The sequence below is a fragment of the Agrobacterium vitis genome, assembly GCF_013337045.2.
GTDB lineage: Bacteria > Pseudomonadota > Alphaproteobacteria > Rhizobiales > Rhizobiaceae > Allorhizobium > Allorhizobium vitis_B.
The window spans coordinates 1,130,958-1,147,840 of the sequence record NZ_CP118260.1 but is presented as its reverse complement, the minus strand read 5'-3'; the positions used below and the strand labels follow the sequence as shown (position 1 = coordinate 1,147,840).

General features: G+C 56.6%; 15 protein-coding genes. 5 read left to right on the top strand and 10 right to left on the bottom strand.

The window, feature by feature from the left end; translation table 11 throughout:
* Nucleotides 1-287: 287 nt before the first annotated feature.
* The 9 genes from eutC to G6L01_RS22885 all read right to left on the bottom strand — a co-directional run bounded on the left by eutC (nt 288) and on the right by G6L01_RS22885 (nt 9,544).
* Nucleotides 288-1,043 (bottom strand): ethanolamine ammonia-lyase subunit EutC, encoded by a 756-nt coding sequence (gene eutC / locus G6L01_RS22925; RefSeq protein WP_071205603.1) that lies wholly within the window; start codon nt 1,041-1,043, stop codon nt 288-290.
* Nucleotides 1,040-2,437 carry an ethanolamine ammonia-lyase subunit EutB gene (locus G6L01_RS22920; protein WP_139190066.1) on the bottom strand — a complete coding sequence of 466 codons (1,398 nt, stop codon included), beginning with the start codon at nt 2,435-2,437 and terminating at the stop codon, nt 1,040-1,042. The genes eutC and G6L01_RS22920 overlap by 4 nt, the downstream gene beginning before the upstream one ends.
* 149 nt (nt 2,438-2,586) lie before the next feature.
* On the bottom strand, nt 2,587-3,666 hold the full coding sequence (locus tag G6L01_RS22915; protein ID WP_070163361.1) for a lipocalin-like domain-containing protein: 1,080 nt from the start codon (nt 3,664-3,666) through the stop codon (nt 2,587-2,589).
* Nucleotides 3,656-6,064, bottom strand: coding sequence for an ABC transporter permease (locus G6L01_RS22910; RefSeq protein ID WP_139190065.1), 2,409 nt, complete (start codon nt 6,062-6,064; stop codon nt 3,656-3,658). The genes G6L01_RS22915 and G6L01_RS22910 overlap by 11 nt, the downstream gene beginning before the upstream one ends.
* On the bottom strand, nt 6,064-6,720 hold the full coding sequence (locus G6L01_RS22905) for an ABC transporter ATP-binding protein (RefSeq protein ID WP_070163360.1): 657 nt from the start codon (nt 6,718-6,720) through the stop codon (nt 6,064-6,066). The genes G6L01_RS22910 and G6L01_RS22905 overlap by 1 nt, the downstream gene beginning before the upstream one ends.
* Nucleotides 6,721-6,783: 63 nt before the next feature.
* On the bottom strand, nt 6,784-7,332 hold the full coding sequence (locus G6L01_RS22900; RefSeq protein WP_070163359.1) for a DNA-3-methyladenine glycosylase: 549 nt from the start codon (nt 7,330-7,332) through the stop codon (nt 6,784-6,786).
* Between the two features lie 47 nt (nt 7,333-7,379).
* Nucleotides 7,380-7,655: a PilZ domain-containing protein gene (locus G6L01_RS22895; protein ID WP_081343937.1), complete on the bottom strand. Its 276-nt coding sequence runs from the start codon at nt 7,653-7,655 to the stop codon at nt 7,380-7,382.
* A 61-nt stretch (nt 7,656-7,716) separates the two neighbouring features.
* Nucleotides 7,717-8,655, bottom strand: a complete 939-nt coding sequence (locus tag G6L01_RS22890) for a hypothetical protein (RefSeq protein WP_070163358.1) — start codon at nt 8,653-8,655, stop codon at nt 7,717-7,719.
* Nucleotides 8,656-8,833: 178 nt separating this feature from the next.
* Nucleotides 8,834-9,544: a GntR family transcriptional regulator gene (locus G6L01_RS22885; protein WP_070163357.1), complete on the bottom strand. Its 711-nt coding sequence runs from the start codon at nt 9,542-9,544 to the stop codon at nt 8,834-8,836.
* A 265-nt stretch (nt 9,545-9,809) separates the two neighbouring features.
* Between G6L01_RS22885 and G6L01_RS22880 the strand changes: the two genes are divergently transcribed.
* From G6L01_RS22880 to G6L01_RS22860, 5 genes are all read left to right on the top strand, one after another.
* Nucleotides 9,810-10,898: an ABC transporter ATP-binding protein gene (locus G6L01_RS22880; protein WP_070163503.1), complete on the top strand. Its 1,089-nt coding sequence runs from the start codon at nt 9,810-9,812 to the stop codon at nt 10,896-10,898.
* Between the two features lie 27 nt (nt 10,899-10,925).
* A complete protein-coding gene (locus G6L01_RS22875) occupies nt 10,926-12,215 on the top strand; it encodes an ABC transporter substrate-binding protein (protein WP_070163356.1) in 1,290 nt (429 codons plus the stop codon).
* A 77-nt stretch (nt 12,216-12,292) separates the two neighbouring features.
* On the top strand, nt 12,293-13,198 hold the full coding sequence (locus tag G6L01_RS22870) for an ABC transporter permease (RefSeq protein ID WP_070163355.1): 906 nt from the start codon (nt 12,293-12,295) through the stop codon (nt 13,196-13,198).
* A gap of 3 nt (nt 13,199-13,201) precedes the next feature.
* Entirely contained in the window at nt 13,202-14,020 is an 819-nt protein-coding gene (locus G6L01_RS22865; RefSeq protein WP_070163354.1) for an ABC transporter permease, read from the top strand.
* Between the two features lie 25 nt (nt 14,021-14,045).
* Complete coding sequence (locus tag G6L01_RS22860) at nt 14,046-14,822, top strand: aspartate/glutamate racemase family protein (protein ID WP_070163502.1); 777 nt, start codon at nt 14,046-14,048, stop codon at nt 14,820-14,822.
* On the opposite strand, the gene G6L01_RS22855 is transcribed toward G6L01_RS22860, so the two are convergent.
* Nucleotides 14,755-16,644 (bottom strand): putative bifunctional diguanylate cyclase/phosphodiesterase, encoded by a 1,890-nt coding sequence (locus G6L01_RS22855; RefSeq protein WP_070163353.1) that lies wholly within the window; start codon nt 16,642-16,644, stop codon nt 14,755-14,757. The two genes, G6L01_RS22860 and G6L01_RS22855, sit on opposite strands and share 68 nt — an antisense overlap.
* Between the last annotated feature and the right edge of the window lie 239 nt (nt 16,645-16,883).

Below are 16,883 nucleotides of genomic sequence, written 5' to 3'. Positions count from 1 at the left end.
TCTCCCGGTAAAGCGCGTGCCTTAGCTTCGAACGGTTTGACCATTCAACGCTTGCATACGCCTAAACTTTCGTCACCGCGCAAAATGACTGATTCTCTTCTGGAATGATATACGCACCAGCGGAAAACTAACAGCATACACAGCTTGTTACGGCAACAGCAGACATATCGAACGTTTCATCGTAAATGTGCCGCATACAGTGAGTCGCGTCAAGTCGGCGCCGGAAGCTGAAGAAAAGCTTAGCCGACCAAATCGGTCAGAGATTAAAATTATTTATTAACAGTTACTTAGGACAAAGATTTCACGTTATGCGGGAGTGAGATCCCATCCGTTGCATTTTCCTTCAGGCCCACACCTGAGAGTTTCAACCGTAAGGCTTCCTTCACCAGCCAGGAAATCTTTTCCGCCGCCGTTTCGTAAGTCAATCCGTCGTCATGAATATTGGAAATGCAGTTGCGCTCACTATCGCGTCGTCCTTTACGCGGCGCAAAGGTGATATAGGCGCCAAGACTATCGGGAACGCTGAGACCGGGCCGCTCTCCAATCAGGACAATAGCCACTTGCGCGCCGAAGGCCGCCGCGGCTTCATCGCCAAAAGCGACACGCGCTTGTTTTCCAAGGACGACCGGGGCGACTGAAAACCCTCCGAGCCGGCGCACAGTCGCCTCATAGACCGAAACCGCATGGCGCTCCACCGCCGCTGCCGAAAGGCCATCGGCAATGATGAAGGCGATTTCGTAGGTCTTGCCCGGTGCCGGAAGGTCATGGCTATCCGGCATGCGCCCAAGATCAGGGCGGGTCAGGTAGGTCGCTCGATCTTTTGCCAGTGAGTGGACTAGCACTGTTTCAATGGGAGCAAGCGCGGTGGCCAATTTCTCGAAATCCACTTCCCCGTGGACGGCATCACGCGCCCTGGCATGGGCCAGTTGAAATTCCAGCACCGCCTGTGTTGGCATCGCATCGCCTGCCCGGCCAAGTCCAATGCGCGCCCGAGTGGCGCTGCGAAACCTTGCAAACGGGTCGAAATCGACGGAATTGCTCATGCCGATGCCTTGTAAGACAGAAGGTTGCGGGAAAATGCGTTGGACTGGGGCAATGGCGCCAATCGACCGGACCGATCGATCATCCCCATCCGCTTCAGCCACGCTTCGAACTCTGGCGCGGGCGGACGGTTGAACTGGTGACGAAGACCGACAATATCATGATAGGACAGGCTTTGATAATTGAGCATGACATCGTCTGCACCCGGCACGGCAATCAGGAAATTCACCCCTGCCACGGTCAGGAGCACCATCAGGTTGTCCATGTCGTCCTGATCAGCTTCGGCATGGTTGGTATAACAGACATCGACGCCCATCGGCACGCCCAGCAATTTGCCACAGAAATGATCTTCCAGTCCGGCGCGGATAATCTGCTTGGCATCATAAAGATATTCCGGCCCAATGAAGCCGACGACCGTATTGACCAGCAGCGGCTTGACCTCCCGCGCCACGGCATAGGCCCGAACCTCCAGCGTCTGTTCATCGACGCCGTGATGGGCATCAGCCGACAACGCGCTGCCCTGCCCGGTCTCAAGATACATGACATTGTCGCCAACGGTGCCACGTTTCAACGACAACGCCGCCTGGCGCCCCTCACGTAAAACCGCGAGATCGACGCCAAAACCCTTGTTAGCGGCCTGCGTTCCCGCAACGGACTGAAAGACGAGATCGAGCGGCGCGCCTGCCTCGATCGCCTGGATCGAGGTTGTCACATGGGTCAGGACACAGGACTGTGTCGGTATTTCGAAACGATCCCTGAGTTTGTCGAACAGATGCATCAACCTTGTACAGGCTTCGAGATTATCACTGGCCGGATTGATGCCGATTACTGCATCGCCAACGCCATAGAGTAGGCCGTCCAAGGTCGAGCCGGCCACCCCTTCCGGGTCATCGGTCGGATGGTTGGGCTGCAACCGGCTGGAAAGCCGACCCGAAAGCCCGATTGTCGAGCGAAATGCGGTGATAACGCTGCATTTCGCCGCAACTGTAATCAGATCGTGATTACGCATCAGCTTGGAAACAGCCGCCACCATTTCCGGTGTCAGACCGGGGGCAAGCGCTGCCAAAACTTCGCTCGTTGCCTCATAAGACAGCAGCCAGTCACGAAATTGACCAACAGTCATATGGGAGACAGGCGCAAACGCTGCGACGTCGTGGCTATCGACGATCAGCCGGGTAACCTCGTCGATCTCATAGGGGATCAGCATATCCTGAAGAAAAGTCTTCAAAGGAAGATCGGCAAGTACATAGCGGGCCGCGACCCGGCGTTCATTGCTGCTTGCGGCAATCCCTGCCAATTGATCCCCGGACTTTAGCGGGGAAGCGCAGGCCATCAGGCTTTTCAGATCGTCGAATACATGGCGTTGCCGCCCAAGGATGATCGAATAAGATGCCATCACCGTTCTCCTTGCAGACAAAGCGGGCAAATGCCCGATATGCCTGTCCATGCCATTCCGACCGCATGATTATCATGAGCCGGGCGCTCGACCTACTGTAAATGCAGCAAAGCAAAGCGCATGCCATATGAACAAACGGCTGTCTGGGTTCAATACCCGGTCATTTCAAGATAGCCCGCACCGGCATGACTACCCGAAAAGCGGATAGGACCTTCCCAATAGGGAAAGGTCAGGGGCATCCAGCTTTGCGCATTCACGGGCGTGGTGCGGATCGACATGGCTTTTTCAGGTAGTTCCAATTGCCACTCCACTGGCATGCTGCGGCCGGCAACCTGAACCTGCTTTACCGCCGTCAGCTTCAGGGCACCAGGTGGCATCGGCTCCGGCACCCCCTGCGGCGTGATCCAGGTGGAGACGGTATAATCGTCACCCTTGCCGCGCAGATGATAGCCCATCAGTTTTGCGCCGTCCTCAAAGTGGAGCGAGAACCAATCCCAACCTTTCTGGTCGGCGGAGAGCGGTTGGGAGGACCATTCCCGGTCCAGCCAGGCCTTACCGGTCACGGCGACAGGGCCATCCGGCAGATTCAAGACACCGTTCACCGAATAGAAGGGTTGGGAATAATAATAGCTCGCCTGCCCTTCCGCAGATTTCACCGAATAGCCATGATCTCCCTGCGCCACCAGCGGACCGGTGGCATGCAGCGATAGATCGTAGGAAAAATCGGCGCCCTTGGCCTTCATAGTCAAGGAGGACAGCGCATCGCCAGTGTTTCCGGTCGGTGCTCCTGCCATGAGTGACCAATCGTCGATCCAGGCGGAAAACGGCGCAAGCGTCACGCCCGCCTGGCCTATCCCTCCACGCGCAAATTTTTCTGCAGCATAATGATGATCCGCCGTGGTCAACGCCGCATGGCCCATCCAGATTTGTGGGCTGTTCCAACCCTCTGCCTCGCCCGGTTTCAATGCTGAACGAAACAGCGTCCATTGAACCCCGTAATCGCGTCCATCCGGTCCGGTCAGATTGGCCGTCACATACCACCACTCGATCCGGTAATCCGGGTGCGGGCCGTGGTCCATTGGAAAAGCAAACGCGCGGCCTGGCTGCGGCAAGGCGAAACCGTCGCCAGCCTTAGCACCAAGACCGGCAAAGCCCTGGGCAAAAACCGGATGACCACCCAGCAGCAGCACAAGAGCGAAAACCATGAACCGACTGATATTAGCGCTCATTGGCAAAGACTTTCAACAAATCCGATGGTTTCAATCGGGCAATGCCAGCAAGCGGGATGAGGGCCGAGAGCAACGAAGCCAACAGTGCAAACCCTACCAACCATAGCCACTGGACAGGAAATACATGCATTGGCAAGCGCCAGCCGAAGGCCTCGACATTGACCACGGCCAACAGAACCCAGGCCAGCCCAAGTCCTACCGGCAGCGCGGCAACGAGTGTAAAGCCCGCAAGGATAAGGGTGCGGGCAAGCTCCAACCCGGTTATCGCGCGACGGGTCAAACCCATTGCCCAGACGGGGGCGATCTGCGGTAGCCGCATGCCTGATAGAGTCATAAGGCTGGCAAACATCGCAAGTCCCGCGACCCCCAACGTCAACACGTTGAGAGCGGCTGTAACAGCGAAGGTCTTTTCGAAAATCGCCAGTGATCGCGCCTTGATCACTGCCTGATCCACGACATTGTCGGGCGGCAAGCCGAATTCGGTCATCAAAGCCTCACGCAGCGCACCGGTCTGTTCCGGCTGCACCCGCAGCCCGAACCGCAAGCGCGAGAGATCGGAAAAACGGCTGACCAATTCCGATTGGGTGACGATCACATCCTCATTGGGATTGCCGTAATCGGAATAGACACCAAGAATACGCGTCTTCCAGCCACCGGGCAGCGTGATCTCATCACCCACCGCCAAGGCCTCGCGGCGCATCATCTGTTCATTGATCAACGCCCCCTCACCCCGCGCCAGCTTGTCCCACACATCCGGCGTGGCGGCAAGCATCGGCCAATGATCACGGTAGGTCGCATCATCGACCACGCCATGAATAATCACGGTTTTGCCGCCGACCTCTCCCTGCGCACTCCAGATCGGCAGCACAGCCTTCACCCGAGGGGCAAGCCAGGCCTGCAAACGCTCGGCCTCGTCATCGTTGCGCGCCGTCACGTAAAGCTCAGCGGCCAATCTTTGATCCAGCCAGCCGACAAAGGTTAGACGAAAGCTTGACACCATGGTTCCCACCCCAACATTGGCCGATAGCGCCAGAAGAAGCGCCATCAAAGCCAACGACAGGCTGGGCAGTTGCTGGCGCGTATCGGCCCAGAACCATTGCCAAACCGGTCGCCTTGCTAGGGACTGCATCAACCGCAGCACGGGCACCAGAATGACCGGAAGCGCAAGCGCCGAGGCCAGCAAGAGCGCTCCCAATGTGGCAAAACCGGCAACAAGACCATTACCGAATTTCATCAAAATCAGCGTTACCGCAAATAGCACTGACGAAGCCAATGCCTGGAGAAACCAGGCGCGTTCCGACGCTAAAGCCCAGGCGCGTGGCTGGGCGGGGGCCAGCAGAGGCATGCGCCAGACCTGCCAGAGACTTTGCCCAGCGGACGCCAGCGTGCCGACAACCGCAATACCAATCCCTGTCGCCCACCATTGGGGCCGAAAAGCCAGCGTGCCGGGAACATCGGCGCCGTAAAGGCCCCTGAGGGTCAGCGCCACATCCGGCAGCAAGACAGAGGCAACGACATAGCCAAGTGCCACGCCCGCGACGCCCGCAGCCAATGCAAAGACCAACAGTTCCAGGAAAAGCAGGAGCATCAAGGCGCTGGCCGAGAGACCGAGAGACCGAAGCGTGCGAAAGGTCGGTCGTCTCTGCTCGAAAGCCAGCCGCACGGCCGCATAGACGATGAACAGGCCGACAACGAAGGACAGCAGTCCGAAGGCCGTCAGGTTGAGATGAAAACTGTCCGTTAATCGCGCAAGATCTCCTTCGCCATCAGGAGATTTCAGGCGCAGATCAGGCGCCAATGCCGCCAGTTGCTGTTGCGAAATCGGCTGTTCTGGTGAGACGATCAGCCGGGTCAATCCATCCCGCTGTGCCAACAATGCCTGCGCCCGACCGATATCGGTAAAGCCGGTCGCAAAAGGCAGATCCTTGACGATATTAAGTGGCGGTAGCGATTGCCCCTGAAGGGCATCCGCGGTGGCTTGCGAAACCGCGATCTGCCCCGGTGGAAGCAGGAAACGATTGATATTGCCATCACCGCGCAAATCGACAGGCTGGGCCATCGATGGAATTGTCAGCGGATCTATGCCGATCAACCGCAGGCGAAACGTGCCAAGTCGCATTTCCCCCTCAACAACCGGGGAAACCAGCAGCCCCGCTCGCCGCAGCGCGACATAGGTCGAAATGGGGATGGGCCTGCCATCTTTGCTTTGGATATCCGACAGGCGGTTTTGCCCAAGCATGGCGGCGGCCCGCGCATAAGAGGCCCGTGCCTCAGCATTGATAGCCTGCACTCCCGACCAAAGTGCTGTCGCCAGCGATAGACCGAGAAGCAGCATCGCCAATTGAAGCGGCTTGCGCCGCCAATGCGACAGCAACGCCAGAAAAGCCGTGCGCAGCATCAGGCCACCCGCCCGGCACGCAAATGCAGGTTTTCATCCAGCATGGCCGCCAATCGGGGGGAATGTGTCACCATCAACAGGGCCGCACCCGTCTCCCGCACCAGGGATAGCATCAACGCCATAACCGCGTTGCCTGTCTCTTCATCGAGATTGCCCGTCGGCTCGTCAGCCAGAACCAGTTTTGGCCGAACAGCTAGTGTCCGACCAATGGCGACGCGCTGTTGCTGGCCGCCGGATAGCTGCTCGGGATAGCGCGACAGAAGCGCCGCAAGCCCCAAACGTTCCGTCAATTCCTGTTGCCATTGGCCATCGTAACGCTCACCCAGCCGGGCGTGGAACGCCAGATTGGCCCGCACATCCAGCGAGGGGATCAGATTGAACTGCTGAAAAATCAACCCGACTGTGCCACGACGCAACCGGGCGCGACCTTTATCATCGAGCGCATCGATATCTTCACCGTCCACGCAAAGCTTTCCAGCATCGGCGCTGTCCAGCCCGCCCGCCAGATGAAGCAATGTGCTTTTTCCGCTGCCGGATTCCCCGGTCAAAGCCATGGTTCGCCCAGCGGCCAGGGTCAGGCTGACACCTTTGAGAACCTCCAAAGGACCTTCCGATGTGCGGTATGTTTTTTTTACTGCATCCAGTACCAGCACCATCGGCCTATCCAGTCGTTTGCATGCTCATCAACGCGGACCATAATCCGTCTGCGGGATATGGCGCTAGAAGACAGCCGGGAAAGGCTTGCTTAGAAATTTAGACCCCGCCAAACCGAAGCGCCAGGGGTGATCGACCGCTTTGGTAATGCCAATGCGAGGACCGATCGCCACACTTGGATGGACCGTGGCAGGCAGAAGCTGAAATGGTGGCAAGGCGAGAGGCAGGCCATCGTGTTGTGCGGTGATGCCCAATGCCTGGGCCAGACGGCCCGGACCTGCGCATAGAAAACGCGGCGCCACGCTACCACGCCGCGCCTGCATGACCTCCACACCCTGGCTTGGCGCGAGCGCCCGGATCAGAACCGCACTGCCGGGCCGGCAAACAATATTCAAGCACCAGTGAATGCCGTAGGAACGGTAGACATAGACGTGTCCGGCTTGACCAAACATCGCATTATTGCGCGGTGTGGGCCCCCGAAAGCTATGGGATGCCGGATCATTGCGCTCATAGGCCTCGGTTTCGACGATCATACCGCCGACACCCTCCACGAAAAGCTCAGCCCCAATCAGCTCGCGGGCAATATCGACAGCACTGCTGTTGAACTCAATCATGGCCTAGTGTTGAACTTTTCCACCTGGGGGACGCTTCTGAGTGCCTGTCAGGCGAATTCCACGCCAATTTCCGTGATTTTCCGCCACCGGACGATGCAGTGAACCTTGCGACCGCCATCCAACAGCAAATCAAATTCATCGGGAACATTGACAAAATTATCGCCCGCCAGTTTCGCGCCACCGGAGGAAATATTCTTGACGGTGCAGCTAAAGCTCGAAAATCCATTTTTCAAGATAATGCGTGCCGCTTGTAAGGTCCGTCCCCGATGGTCTTTACGCTTATTCTCCATTTTAAACCCCCGCCGATCCCAGATATAGACCATCCAGCAGTTATTACAATTTCATATCATCCCGATCACATCCAACCGGTCCAGCAAGACTTTATTATCTCAGCAAAGTCGTAAATATTTCATCCATCTGCATGGCCATTGCTTTTGGGCTGACTTGATTCAGGAGATTATCCATGGCGCGGCGGGCGCACAGCCAATCATTTTTACCATGGGTGCTTCGCGCCCGTTGTAAAACATCGATAATCTCGTCCTCCCCATCTCCTTGGACGAGATAGGGATAATCCTCACCCAGAAATGCGAGAGCATCGTCCTGAGCCGCATTCACCAGCACATTTGCACCACAGGCCGCCGCAATCACACCCTTGGTAAAAGGTTTATAACACCTCGCCAACGTCTCTTTCTGGGGTGCGCGAATGCAGTAATGCAAACTGTAGTCACCCATACGCGTAATGGTCTGGCGCATGGAATCGCTGAAAGCCGCGTCGTGAAAATCAACTGATTTTTCAATTTGAGGCGTCCTGACGGTATTTTTCAGAAAGCCGAAATAACCGGCGCGATAATCGTTACGGTGCTGGTTGCCCATGGCATAGATGCGTTCATCGGCACCATGCAGCAGCAGTCCAACCTGCCCTTTTGCACCAGGCGTGTTTGTCAGCCTGGCCCGCATTGCATCACGCGCCATATGTGAGCTGGCGAGATGCATATCGACATGATTGAAAACCATCTTGTCCAGGGGCGTATCGACATAGTCGAAACATATGCCCCGGCTTCGGCCATGCAGAATTTCCAGCGCCGAAGCGCCAATGGAAAGCGCCGCCCGCTTGGTAAACACATAAATCGCATCTTTAGGCTGAAGGCTCGCCCAGAGCATTTGCAATCCAGGTATTCGCTTGTTCGGCAGAGCCGCCATTTCAAACCGGTATTTGTCGCCGAGATAGGGCCTCGTCAACCTGGACAGTTGAAATGACCGCATGGTCGTACTGCCGAATTTAACCGAGGACCGACGATAGACGAACCTCACTGGATAAAGCATTTCAAAAACCCGCCGCACTACTATGATCTGTCAGGCGGTGGAATCGCTGCCCAGGACAGACTATTCTCTCCAATGCCAAATTCAAGATCTACGACTCGCATCCTTGCCTGACTAGCACCTGAACCATTCAGCGCTGACTTGAACCTGACAAATCGGCCACAAAAAGGCCAAAAGGGCGCTAAAGCCCCAACGCATCTTTCAATGCCAGACCTTCCCGAACCCGCAAATCCAGATCCGCTTCAATATGATCAATGTGATGCAGCATCAGCGCACTTGCACGCCTGGCATCCCGCTGCGCGAGAGCCTCAAGTATCTGTTCATGCTCGTTATGACCGCAACTAGAGGCCCCGGAACCACCATAAAGCGCGATGACCAACGATGATCTGGCCACCAGTTCATCCATAAATTTTTGCAGGATGGCATTGCCGGCAACTTTGGCCAGCATCAGATGGAAATCGCCCGAGGCCTTTATCTCGGCGCGCCTCGCCGCAGGCCCACGCTGGTGCAGATGGCGTTGCTCATCTTCCAACTGGGCACGAAATGCCACCAGATCATCCTCCGTCAGCCGCTCGACAGCTGCCAGAACGATACCGGGCTCGATCATTCGGCGGCAAGCAAACACCTGCACAGCCTCTTCAGGGCTCGGATTGGATACAAAAGCACCCCTATTTCGTTCCGTCTTTATCAGTCCTTCGAATGCAAGCATTTGCAAAGCGCTGCGCACAACGGTGCGACTGACATCAAACAGAAGGCCAACCTCCGCCTCGGAAAGCTTGGTTCCAGGCGTCAAACGCCGGTCGATAATCGCATTTCGCAAGGATTCGCGAATGGTGAACGCACGGTCTTCCAAATTTGAATCGTTAAAACTGATTTTTTCGTCAAGCTTCATAGCGTCACCCGTGCTGATGCCTGCCTTTGTACATCGAACTGACAAACTCGGAAAGTCACGGATTGCTGACAGGCAGGAAATCTATTGCGTACAATTTGACCATTGAGTGCAAACAATCGCACGCTTTTTGCGCAACATTGATTAAGACCCGGAAAATTCCATGGGTATTCAGTGGAAGCCGACAGGATTTTCTGGGTTTTCCAAAGGCCACAAGCATCTGGCACGTAAGATGCATGTAAAGCAGCGGTCATCAAGGGATCGCAGCATGAAACAAGCCGCCGCCATCGATATTGCCGCCGTTACCAAGGTTTACGGCCATACAACAGCCGTTCACAGCATCAGTCTGAAAATTCCGGCCGGCACCTATTGCTGCCTGCTCGGCCCTTCCGGTTGCGGCAAGACATCGACGTTGCGGATGATTGCCGGCCACGAGACCGTCACGACAGGCGATATTCTGCTGGGCAACACCAACATCACCGATCTGGCGCCCGCTGCGCGCGGCACGGCGATGATGTTCCAGTCCTATGCGTTGTTTCCGCATCTCGACCTTACCGAAAATGTCGCGTTCAGCTTGAAAATGAAGGGCATCGACAAAGCCACCCGCCGCGCCAAGGCGATGGAGATGCTGCAATTGATGCAATTAGAGGCCTATGCGGATCGCCGCCCTGCCCAGCTTTCCGGTGGACAGCAGCAGCGTGTAGCGCTGGCACGCGCCTTGATTACCGACCCGGAAGCGCTTCTTCTGGACGAACCGCTGTCAGCACTCGATCCGTTTTTGAAAATCCGCATGCGGGCCGAGTTGAAGAAGCTCCAGACCTCGCTTGGCATCACCTTCGTGCATGTGACCCATAGCCAGGAAGAGGCGATGGCGCTGGCCGACCTGATCGTGATTATGAACGATGGCCGTATCGAACAGGCTGCCGCGCCCCGCACCGTATTCGAGCGTCCGGCCTCAGCCTTCGTCGCTCGTTTCATGGGCGATCACAATGTCATTTCGGGCCGCGTCACCAGCGTTGCCGATGAGATCGCGATGATATCAGTCGCAGGCGGCGCAGATTTCGCGGCCACCGGCAAAGCGGTCATCGGCGAGCCCGCCGATATCGCGGTGCGCACCGACCATGTGCGGATCGGCCAGAGCCAAGTCCCGGGCCTTGGCTTCACCGGCTCTGTCACCAATGTCGAATATCGAGGTTCCACCGTGAAGCTGATGCTGAGTGGTGCGGGCATCGAAGACTTTACTGCCATCCTGACCGATGCCGCCTTCCATGCGCATCCGGTCAAGGTAGGCGAAGCCATTGCCGTTTGCTGGGAGGCGGATGACGCTATCGTTCTCGGCAAACCGGCGCAGAAATAACCAACCAATAACCAGAGGAGAACTTCCATGACTGATACCAAAAAGCCAAAATCCGGCGTGACCCGTCGTTCGCTTTTGAAGACGGGGGCTGCGGCAGCGGGTCTTGCCGCCGGTTCCGGCGCCATCACCGGTTTTCCGACCATCTGGGCGCAGACCAAGATCACCCTTCGTCAATTTGGCACCGGCGTTTCAAACATCAATGCCATCGCCGAAAAGTGCAAGGCCGACCTCGGCATCACCTTGGAAATGACCGCAACGGATTCCGACGCCGCCGCCCAGCGCGCCGTGACCCAGCCGAACTCCTATGACATCGCCGATGTCGAATACTGGATCGCCAAGAAGGTCTTCCCATCAGGCGTGCTTCAACCGATGGAAGTCAAGAAGCTCAAATATTACGACAAGATCGTACCGCTGTTCATCAACGGCAAACTGAAGCCGGAAAGCGTCATTGCCCAGGGTACAGCCCCGCATACCGTCGGCTTCGTCGAAAAGCCCGGCGCGAAAACCTTCGCCAAGGCCCCGACCGAGTGGATGACGATGGTACCGACCATCTACAACGCCGACACGCTCGGCATTCGCCCCGATCTCGTTGGCCGCGACATCACCAGCTGGGCCGATATCATGGACCCAGCGTTCAAGGGCAAGACCTCGATCCTCAACATTCCATCGATCGGCATCATGGATGCCGCGATGATCATGGAAGCCATGGGCAATATCAAATATGCCGACAAGGGCAACATGACCAAAGCCGAGATCGACAAGACCATCGATTTCCTGATCAAGGCCAAGCAGAGCGGCCAGTTCCGCGCCTTCTGGAAGAGCTTCGATGAAAGCGTCAACCTGATGGCCTCGGGCGAAGTCGTCATCCAGTCCATGTGGTCGCCAGCCGTTGCCGCTGTCCGCTCCAAGGGCATCGCCTGCAAATATCAACCGTTGAAGGAAGGCTACCGCGCCTGGGGCGGCGGACTGGGTCTTGCGGCGCATCTGAAGGGCGCGCAGCTCGATGCGGCCTATGAATATATCAACTGGTACACGTCCGGCTGGGTCGGCGGCTACCTGAACCGCCAGGGCTATTATTCCGCCTGCATGGAGACCGCCAAGAACTTCATGTCCGCAGATGAATGGGGCTATTGGATCGAAGGCAAACCCGCCCAGGGCGACATCATGTCTCCCGAAGGCAAGGTGATGGAAAAGGCCGGTGCTGTACGCGACGGCGGTTCCTTCGAAGAGCGCATGGGCAAGGTTGCCTGCTGGAACTCCGTCATGGACGAGGACCGCTACATGGTTCGCCGCTGGAACGAGTTCATCGCCGCCTGATCATATCAATAGAAAACAGTCTTCCCCGTTCGCGGGGAAGACATACGGCAGCCCCCAAGACGACAGGGAGACGAGCGATGGCAACAGTGCGGTTTATAGGCGTCGGCGAGCCGAAGCCAAGGCGCGAAATCCGCGTGCCTGCCTGGCTGACGGCCTATCTCCAGGCAGCCCCCCTGGCTCTTATCCTCGGTGGCTTCCTGCTGTTGCCGATCCTGATGATCGTCATTGTCAGCTTTTGGGATTATGATTTCGCCCAGATGTATCCCGGTTTTGTCACCTTCAACTACGCGGAAACGCTTGGCTCCTGGGTCACCTGGAAAACCTATCTGAACACGCTGAAATTCGCTGCTATTGTCTGGCTCCTGACGCTATTCATCGGTTTCTGGGTCGCCTATTTCCTCGCCTTCCACATCCGTAGCGCCGCCATGCAGAGCGTGCTTTTCCTGATCTGCACCGTACCGTTCCTCACATCGAACATCATCCGGATGATTTCCTGGATTCCTGTTCTGGGCCGCAATGGATTGGTCAACCAGGCGCTGGTCGGGACCGGCATTATTCCCCAACCGCTGGAATGGCTACTTTATTCAGACTTTGCCGTGGTGCTGGCCATGGTGCATCTCTACACCCTGTTCATGGTCACGCCGATCTTCAATACGTTGATGCGGATCGACAAAGCACTGGTCGAAGCCGCAAGGGATGCGGGCGCTTCGAGCCTGCAAATCCTCACCAATGTCATACTGCCGCTCGCCAAGCCCGGCATGGCTATCGGCACGATTTTTGTCGTCACCTTGACCATGGCCGATTTTTCGACGGTGCAGGTTATGTCCGGCGGCCAGAGCGCCTCAGTGGCGCTGATCATGAAAAACCAGATGTCGCTGCTGCAATATCCAGCCGCTGCCGCCAATGCCGTGGTGCTGCTGATCCTCGTCCTGCTGATGGTTGCGGGGATCTTGCGCATCGTCGATATCCGCAAGGAGCTTTGAGCCATGGTCCGGGAAAAACGCAGCCGCGAATTCTATCTGCTCGCCATATTCTTTGCGCTGTTCGTGCTGTTTTTGTATGGCCCGCTCTCGGCGATCCTGATCCTGTCGTTCCAGGGAGAAAATGGCGGGCTGACCTTTCCGCTCAATGGTGTTTCGCTGCATTGGTTTGCCAATCTGTTCGAAACCCAGGCCGTCGGCGATTTTGGCGGCGCCATCAAACGTTCGATCACTCTTGGGGTGATGGTGATGGTGGTCACCGTGCTAGTGTCGCTGCTGGCAGGCCTGGCGTTTCGCCGCAAATTCCATGGGGCGACCGTGCTCTTCTATCTCGCGGTCGCCAGTCTTGTCGTGCCGTCGATCATCATTTCGCTCGGCATCGGGGTCGTCTTCCAGCAATTGGGCTTCCAGCCAAACTGGTACAGTTCCGCCTTCGGCGCGCATTTGACCTGGACCCTTCCCTTTGGTGTGTTGATCATGTTCGCTGTCTTCAACCGCTTTTCACCTGCCTATGAAGAGGCCGCCCGCGACCTTGGCGCATCCTCCTGGCAAACCTTCCGTTACGTGTTGCTGCCGATGATCGCGCCCAGCCTGATCGGTGTCGGCCTGTTTGGATTCTCGCTCTCCTACGACGAATTCGCCCGAACGCTGATGACATCCGGCAGCTTCAACACCCTGCCACTGGAAATCTACGGCATGACGACCAATGTCACCACACCGGTTCTCTATGCGTTGGGTACGGTGACAACGGTGTTTTCCTTCCTGGTCATTTCCCTGACGATTTTCCTCATTCGCCGGGTCAGCCGGCCTCGTGGCCATGCCTGAGTGGGCAACCCTCGATCGGATTTTCATGCGCATTCTGCTTATCAATCCCAATACAACAGCCAGCATGACAGCGACGGCCGCGGACGCCGCCCGCCGCGTTGCCCATGCAGGAACCGAAATCCTGCCGCGCACCTCGCAGATGGGGCCGGTTTCTATCGAGGGTTATTATGACGAGGCGCTAGCTGTTCCCGGTCTGCTGATGGAACTCGCCGACGGAGAAAAACAGGGCGCAGATGCCGCCATTATCGCCTGTTTCGATGATACTGGCCTTGATGCCGCCCGTGCATTGGCCAATATTCCCGTCATCGGCATTTGTGAGGCAGCGATTGCGACGGTCAGCTTCATTGCCCGGAAGTTCAGTGTGGTAACGACCATGGAACGGTCTCGGTTACCGATCGAACATCTCGTTCGCCGTTATGGCGCATCCGACCGCTGCAAAGTGCGCGCCGCCGATATTCCGGTTCTCTCTCTGGAAGATCCATCCTCGAACGCACGGGAGCGGCTGCGGGCGGAGATTGCCAGAGCGCTAGCGCAAGACGATGCGGAAGCCATCATTCTCGGATGTGCCGGTATGGCCGATTTGACGGAATCCTTGAGCAATGAATTCGGCATTCCGGTCATCGATGGCGTTGCTTGTGCCGTCAAGCAGGCGGAGGCCCTGATTTCCCTCGGACTGCGGACAGCTAAAAACAATGCCTATGCCACGCCCGTCAACAAGCCCTATCTCGGTTTGCTTAAAGCGTTCGAGCCGGCTGTTTTATCGGCAGACAAAGCTGACGAGAATCGACAGATAGGTCATTGAAAAAGCGTGCATTTAAAGAGCTGCGCAATGACGATGGACGTTGACCGAGAGACTTGCGTCGCAACATGGCTGCCGCTTCCTTACGGTCCACCGCCTTGGAAAAGAGATAGCCCTGCCCCTCTTCACATCCCAGCCTCAAAAGCAAATCACGCTGCTCCTGTGTTTCGATACCCTCCGCGATGACGCGAAAATTCAAACGGTCGGAAATAGACAATAACCCGCCGACGATGACCGATGCAGGCTCTTCCTCCAGCAACCGGGCAATGAAGGAACGATCGATTTTGATAATATCGAGCGGAACGGTCAGAAGATGCGTCAAAGACGCAAAACCGGTGCCGAAATCATCGAGAGCCACAAGCATGCCTGCCTGACGCAATTGCTTGATCTGGTCCACGACATTGCGCTCGCGACTGCCCAGATAAATCGACTCCGTCAATTCAACGACAATCCGATCTACCCCGACACCAACCTTGTCCATTGCGCCGACTATCCGCTCGGTCAGGGAGCCGTCCAGAAAATCGCCTGCCGATACATTCAAACCGATACGGCCGAATTCAAGTCCGCTGTCCAGCCAATCGCGCGCATCCCGCGCCACATTTTCCAACACGCAAGCCGTCAATGCCCGGGCCAGACGAACATCGCTGGTCGCTTCATGAAAATGCGAGGCGGAAATGATATCGCCGTTACGGCTGGCAAGCCGGCTGAGAGCCTCAAATCCGACAAGGGAGCCAGAAGCAAGATCGACCACCGGCTGATAATAGGTCTCGATCCGATGTTCCCGCAATGCTTCGCTGACCTGCTGGAAAGAGCGAAACCGGCGGGCTATCGTCGAAACAGAACCGACCGAATATTCAACAAACTGCCCTCGGCAGCGTTCCTTGGCTTCATAAAGAGCGAAATCGGCATTCTGGCGTACATCATCAACGCTCTGTCCATGACGCGCAACCGCTCCGCCAATGGTTCCAGATGGATAAACCGTCTGGCCCGCGCAGATGCAGGGTTCCTTCAGGACAGCCAGGACATGAGCCGCATGGTAGCCGAGATCTACACAATCGACCCCGCGAACGATCAGAGCAAACTCGTCTCCACCGAGCCGGAATGCGGTGTCGCAATCCGTCATTGCTTTCAAGCGCATGCCAACGGTGCGGATCAGATCATCACCGGCCTGGTGGCCGAATGTATCGTTGACCTGCTTGAGATTATCGAGATCCACCAGCAGCAATCCCCAGGGATTGCGCTCCACATCTTCATTGATCACAGCTTCATTGAAGCCCGTGCGATTTGGCAATCCCGTCAGCACGTCGGTATAGGCAAGCCGTCTGCGCTCCTTCACCCGCAACTCGCGCTCCAAGCCAATTGCGCAAAGATGCACGCAGGCAGAAACAATGCCTTCCTCGATTTCGCTCGGACCGCGCTTTTGGCGGAAATAGAAGGCGAAGGTTCCCAATACCCGGCCATCGGAAATAATCGGCGTCGACCAGCACGCCAGAAAACCCAGTGGTAAAGCAAGCCCCTTGAATTCAGCCCAGAACGGATCGTTCTCAATGTCGGTCACCAGGACAGGGCGACCACGAAACGCCGCCGTGCCGCAAGAACCGACACCTTCACCGCAGGCCAAACCATTGATCGCCTGGGAATAATGCTCGGGAATGGAAGGACCGGCAAGATGCTGAAGGCGCCCCATATCGTCCAATGTCAAAACAGAACAGACAATATCACCAATCAGCGCCTCAACAGACCAACAGAGGAAATCAACGGTCTCTGCCAAGGGGTCGCCTCTGGCGATCTTTTCCAAGATCCTGTTTTGCAGCTTGATCAACATATATCCCCATTCCCTTTCACTGACCTAGCTTAACCAATAGGAATTAAGGGGCAGTTACAAACATTCGAACTTTCTTTAATACATGATGTAGCGCAGAAAGGCTGGCTGGAAAGCGTGCCTCCCCGCTCTGTTCTAACGATGATTTACAAATTGAAAAAAATTCCGTTCCATTTTGTGGGCCGGAAGACCTGGCCTGCGCGCTCAATCGCGGCACGGCTTAACGGCAAATGCGTCCCCGC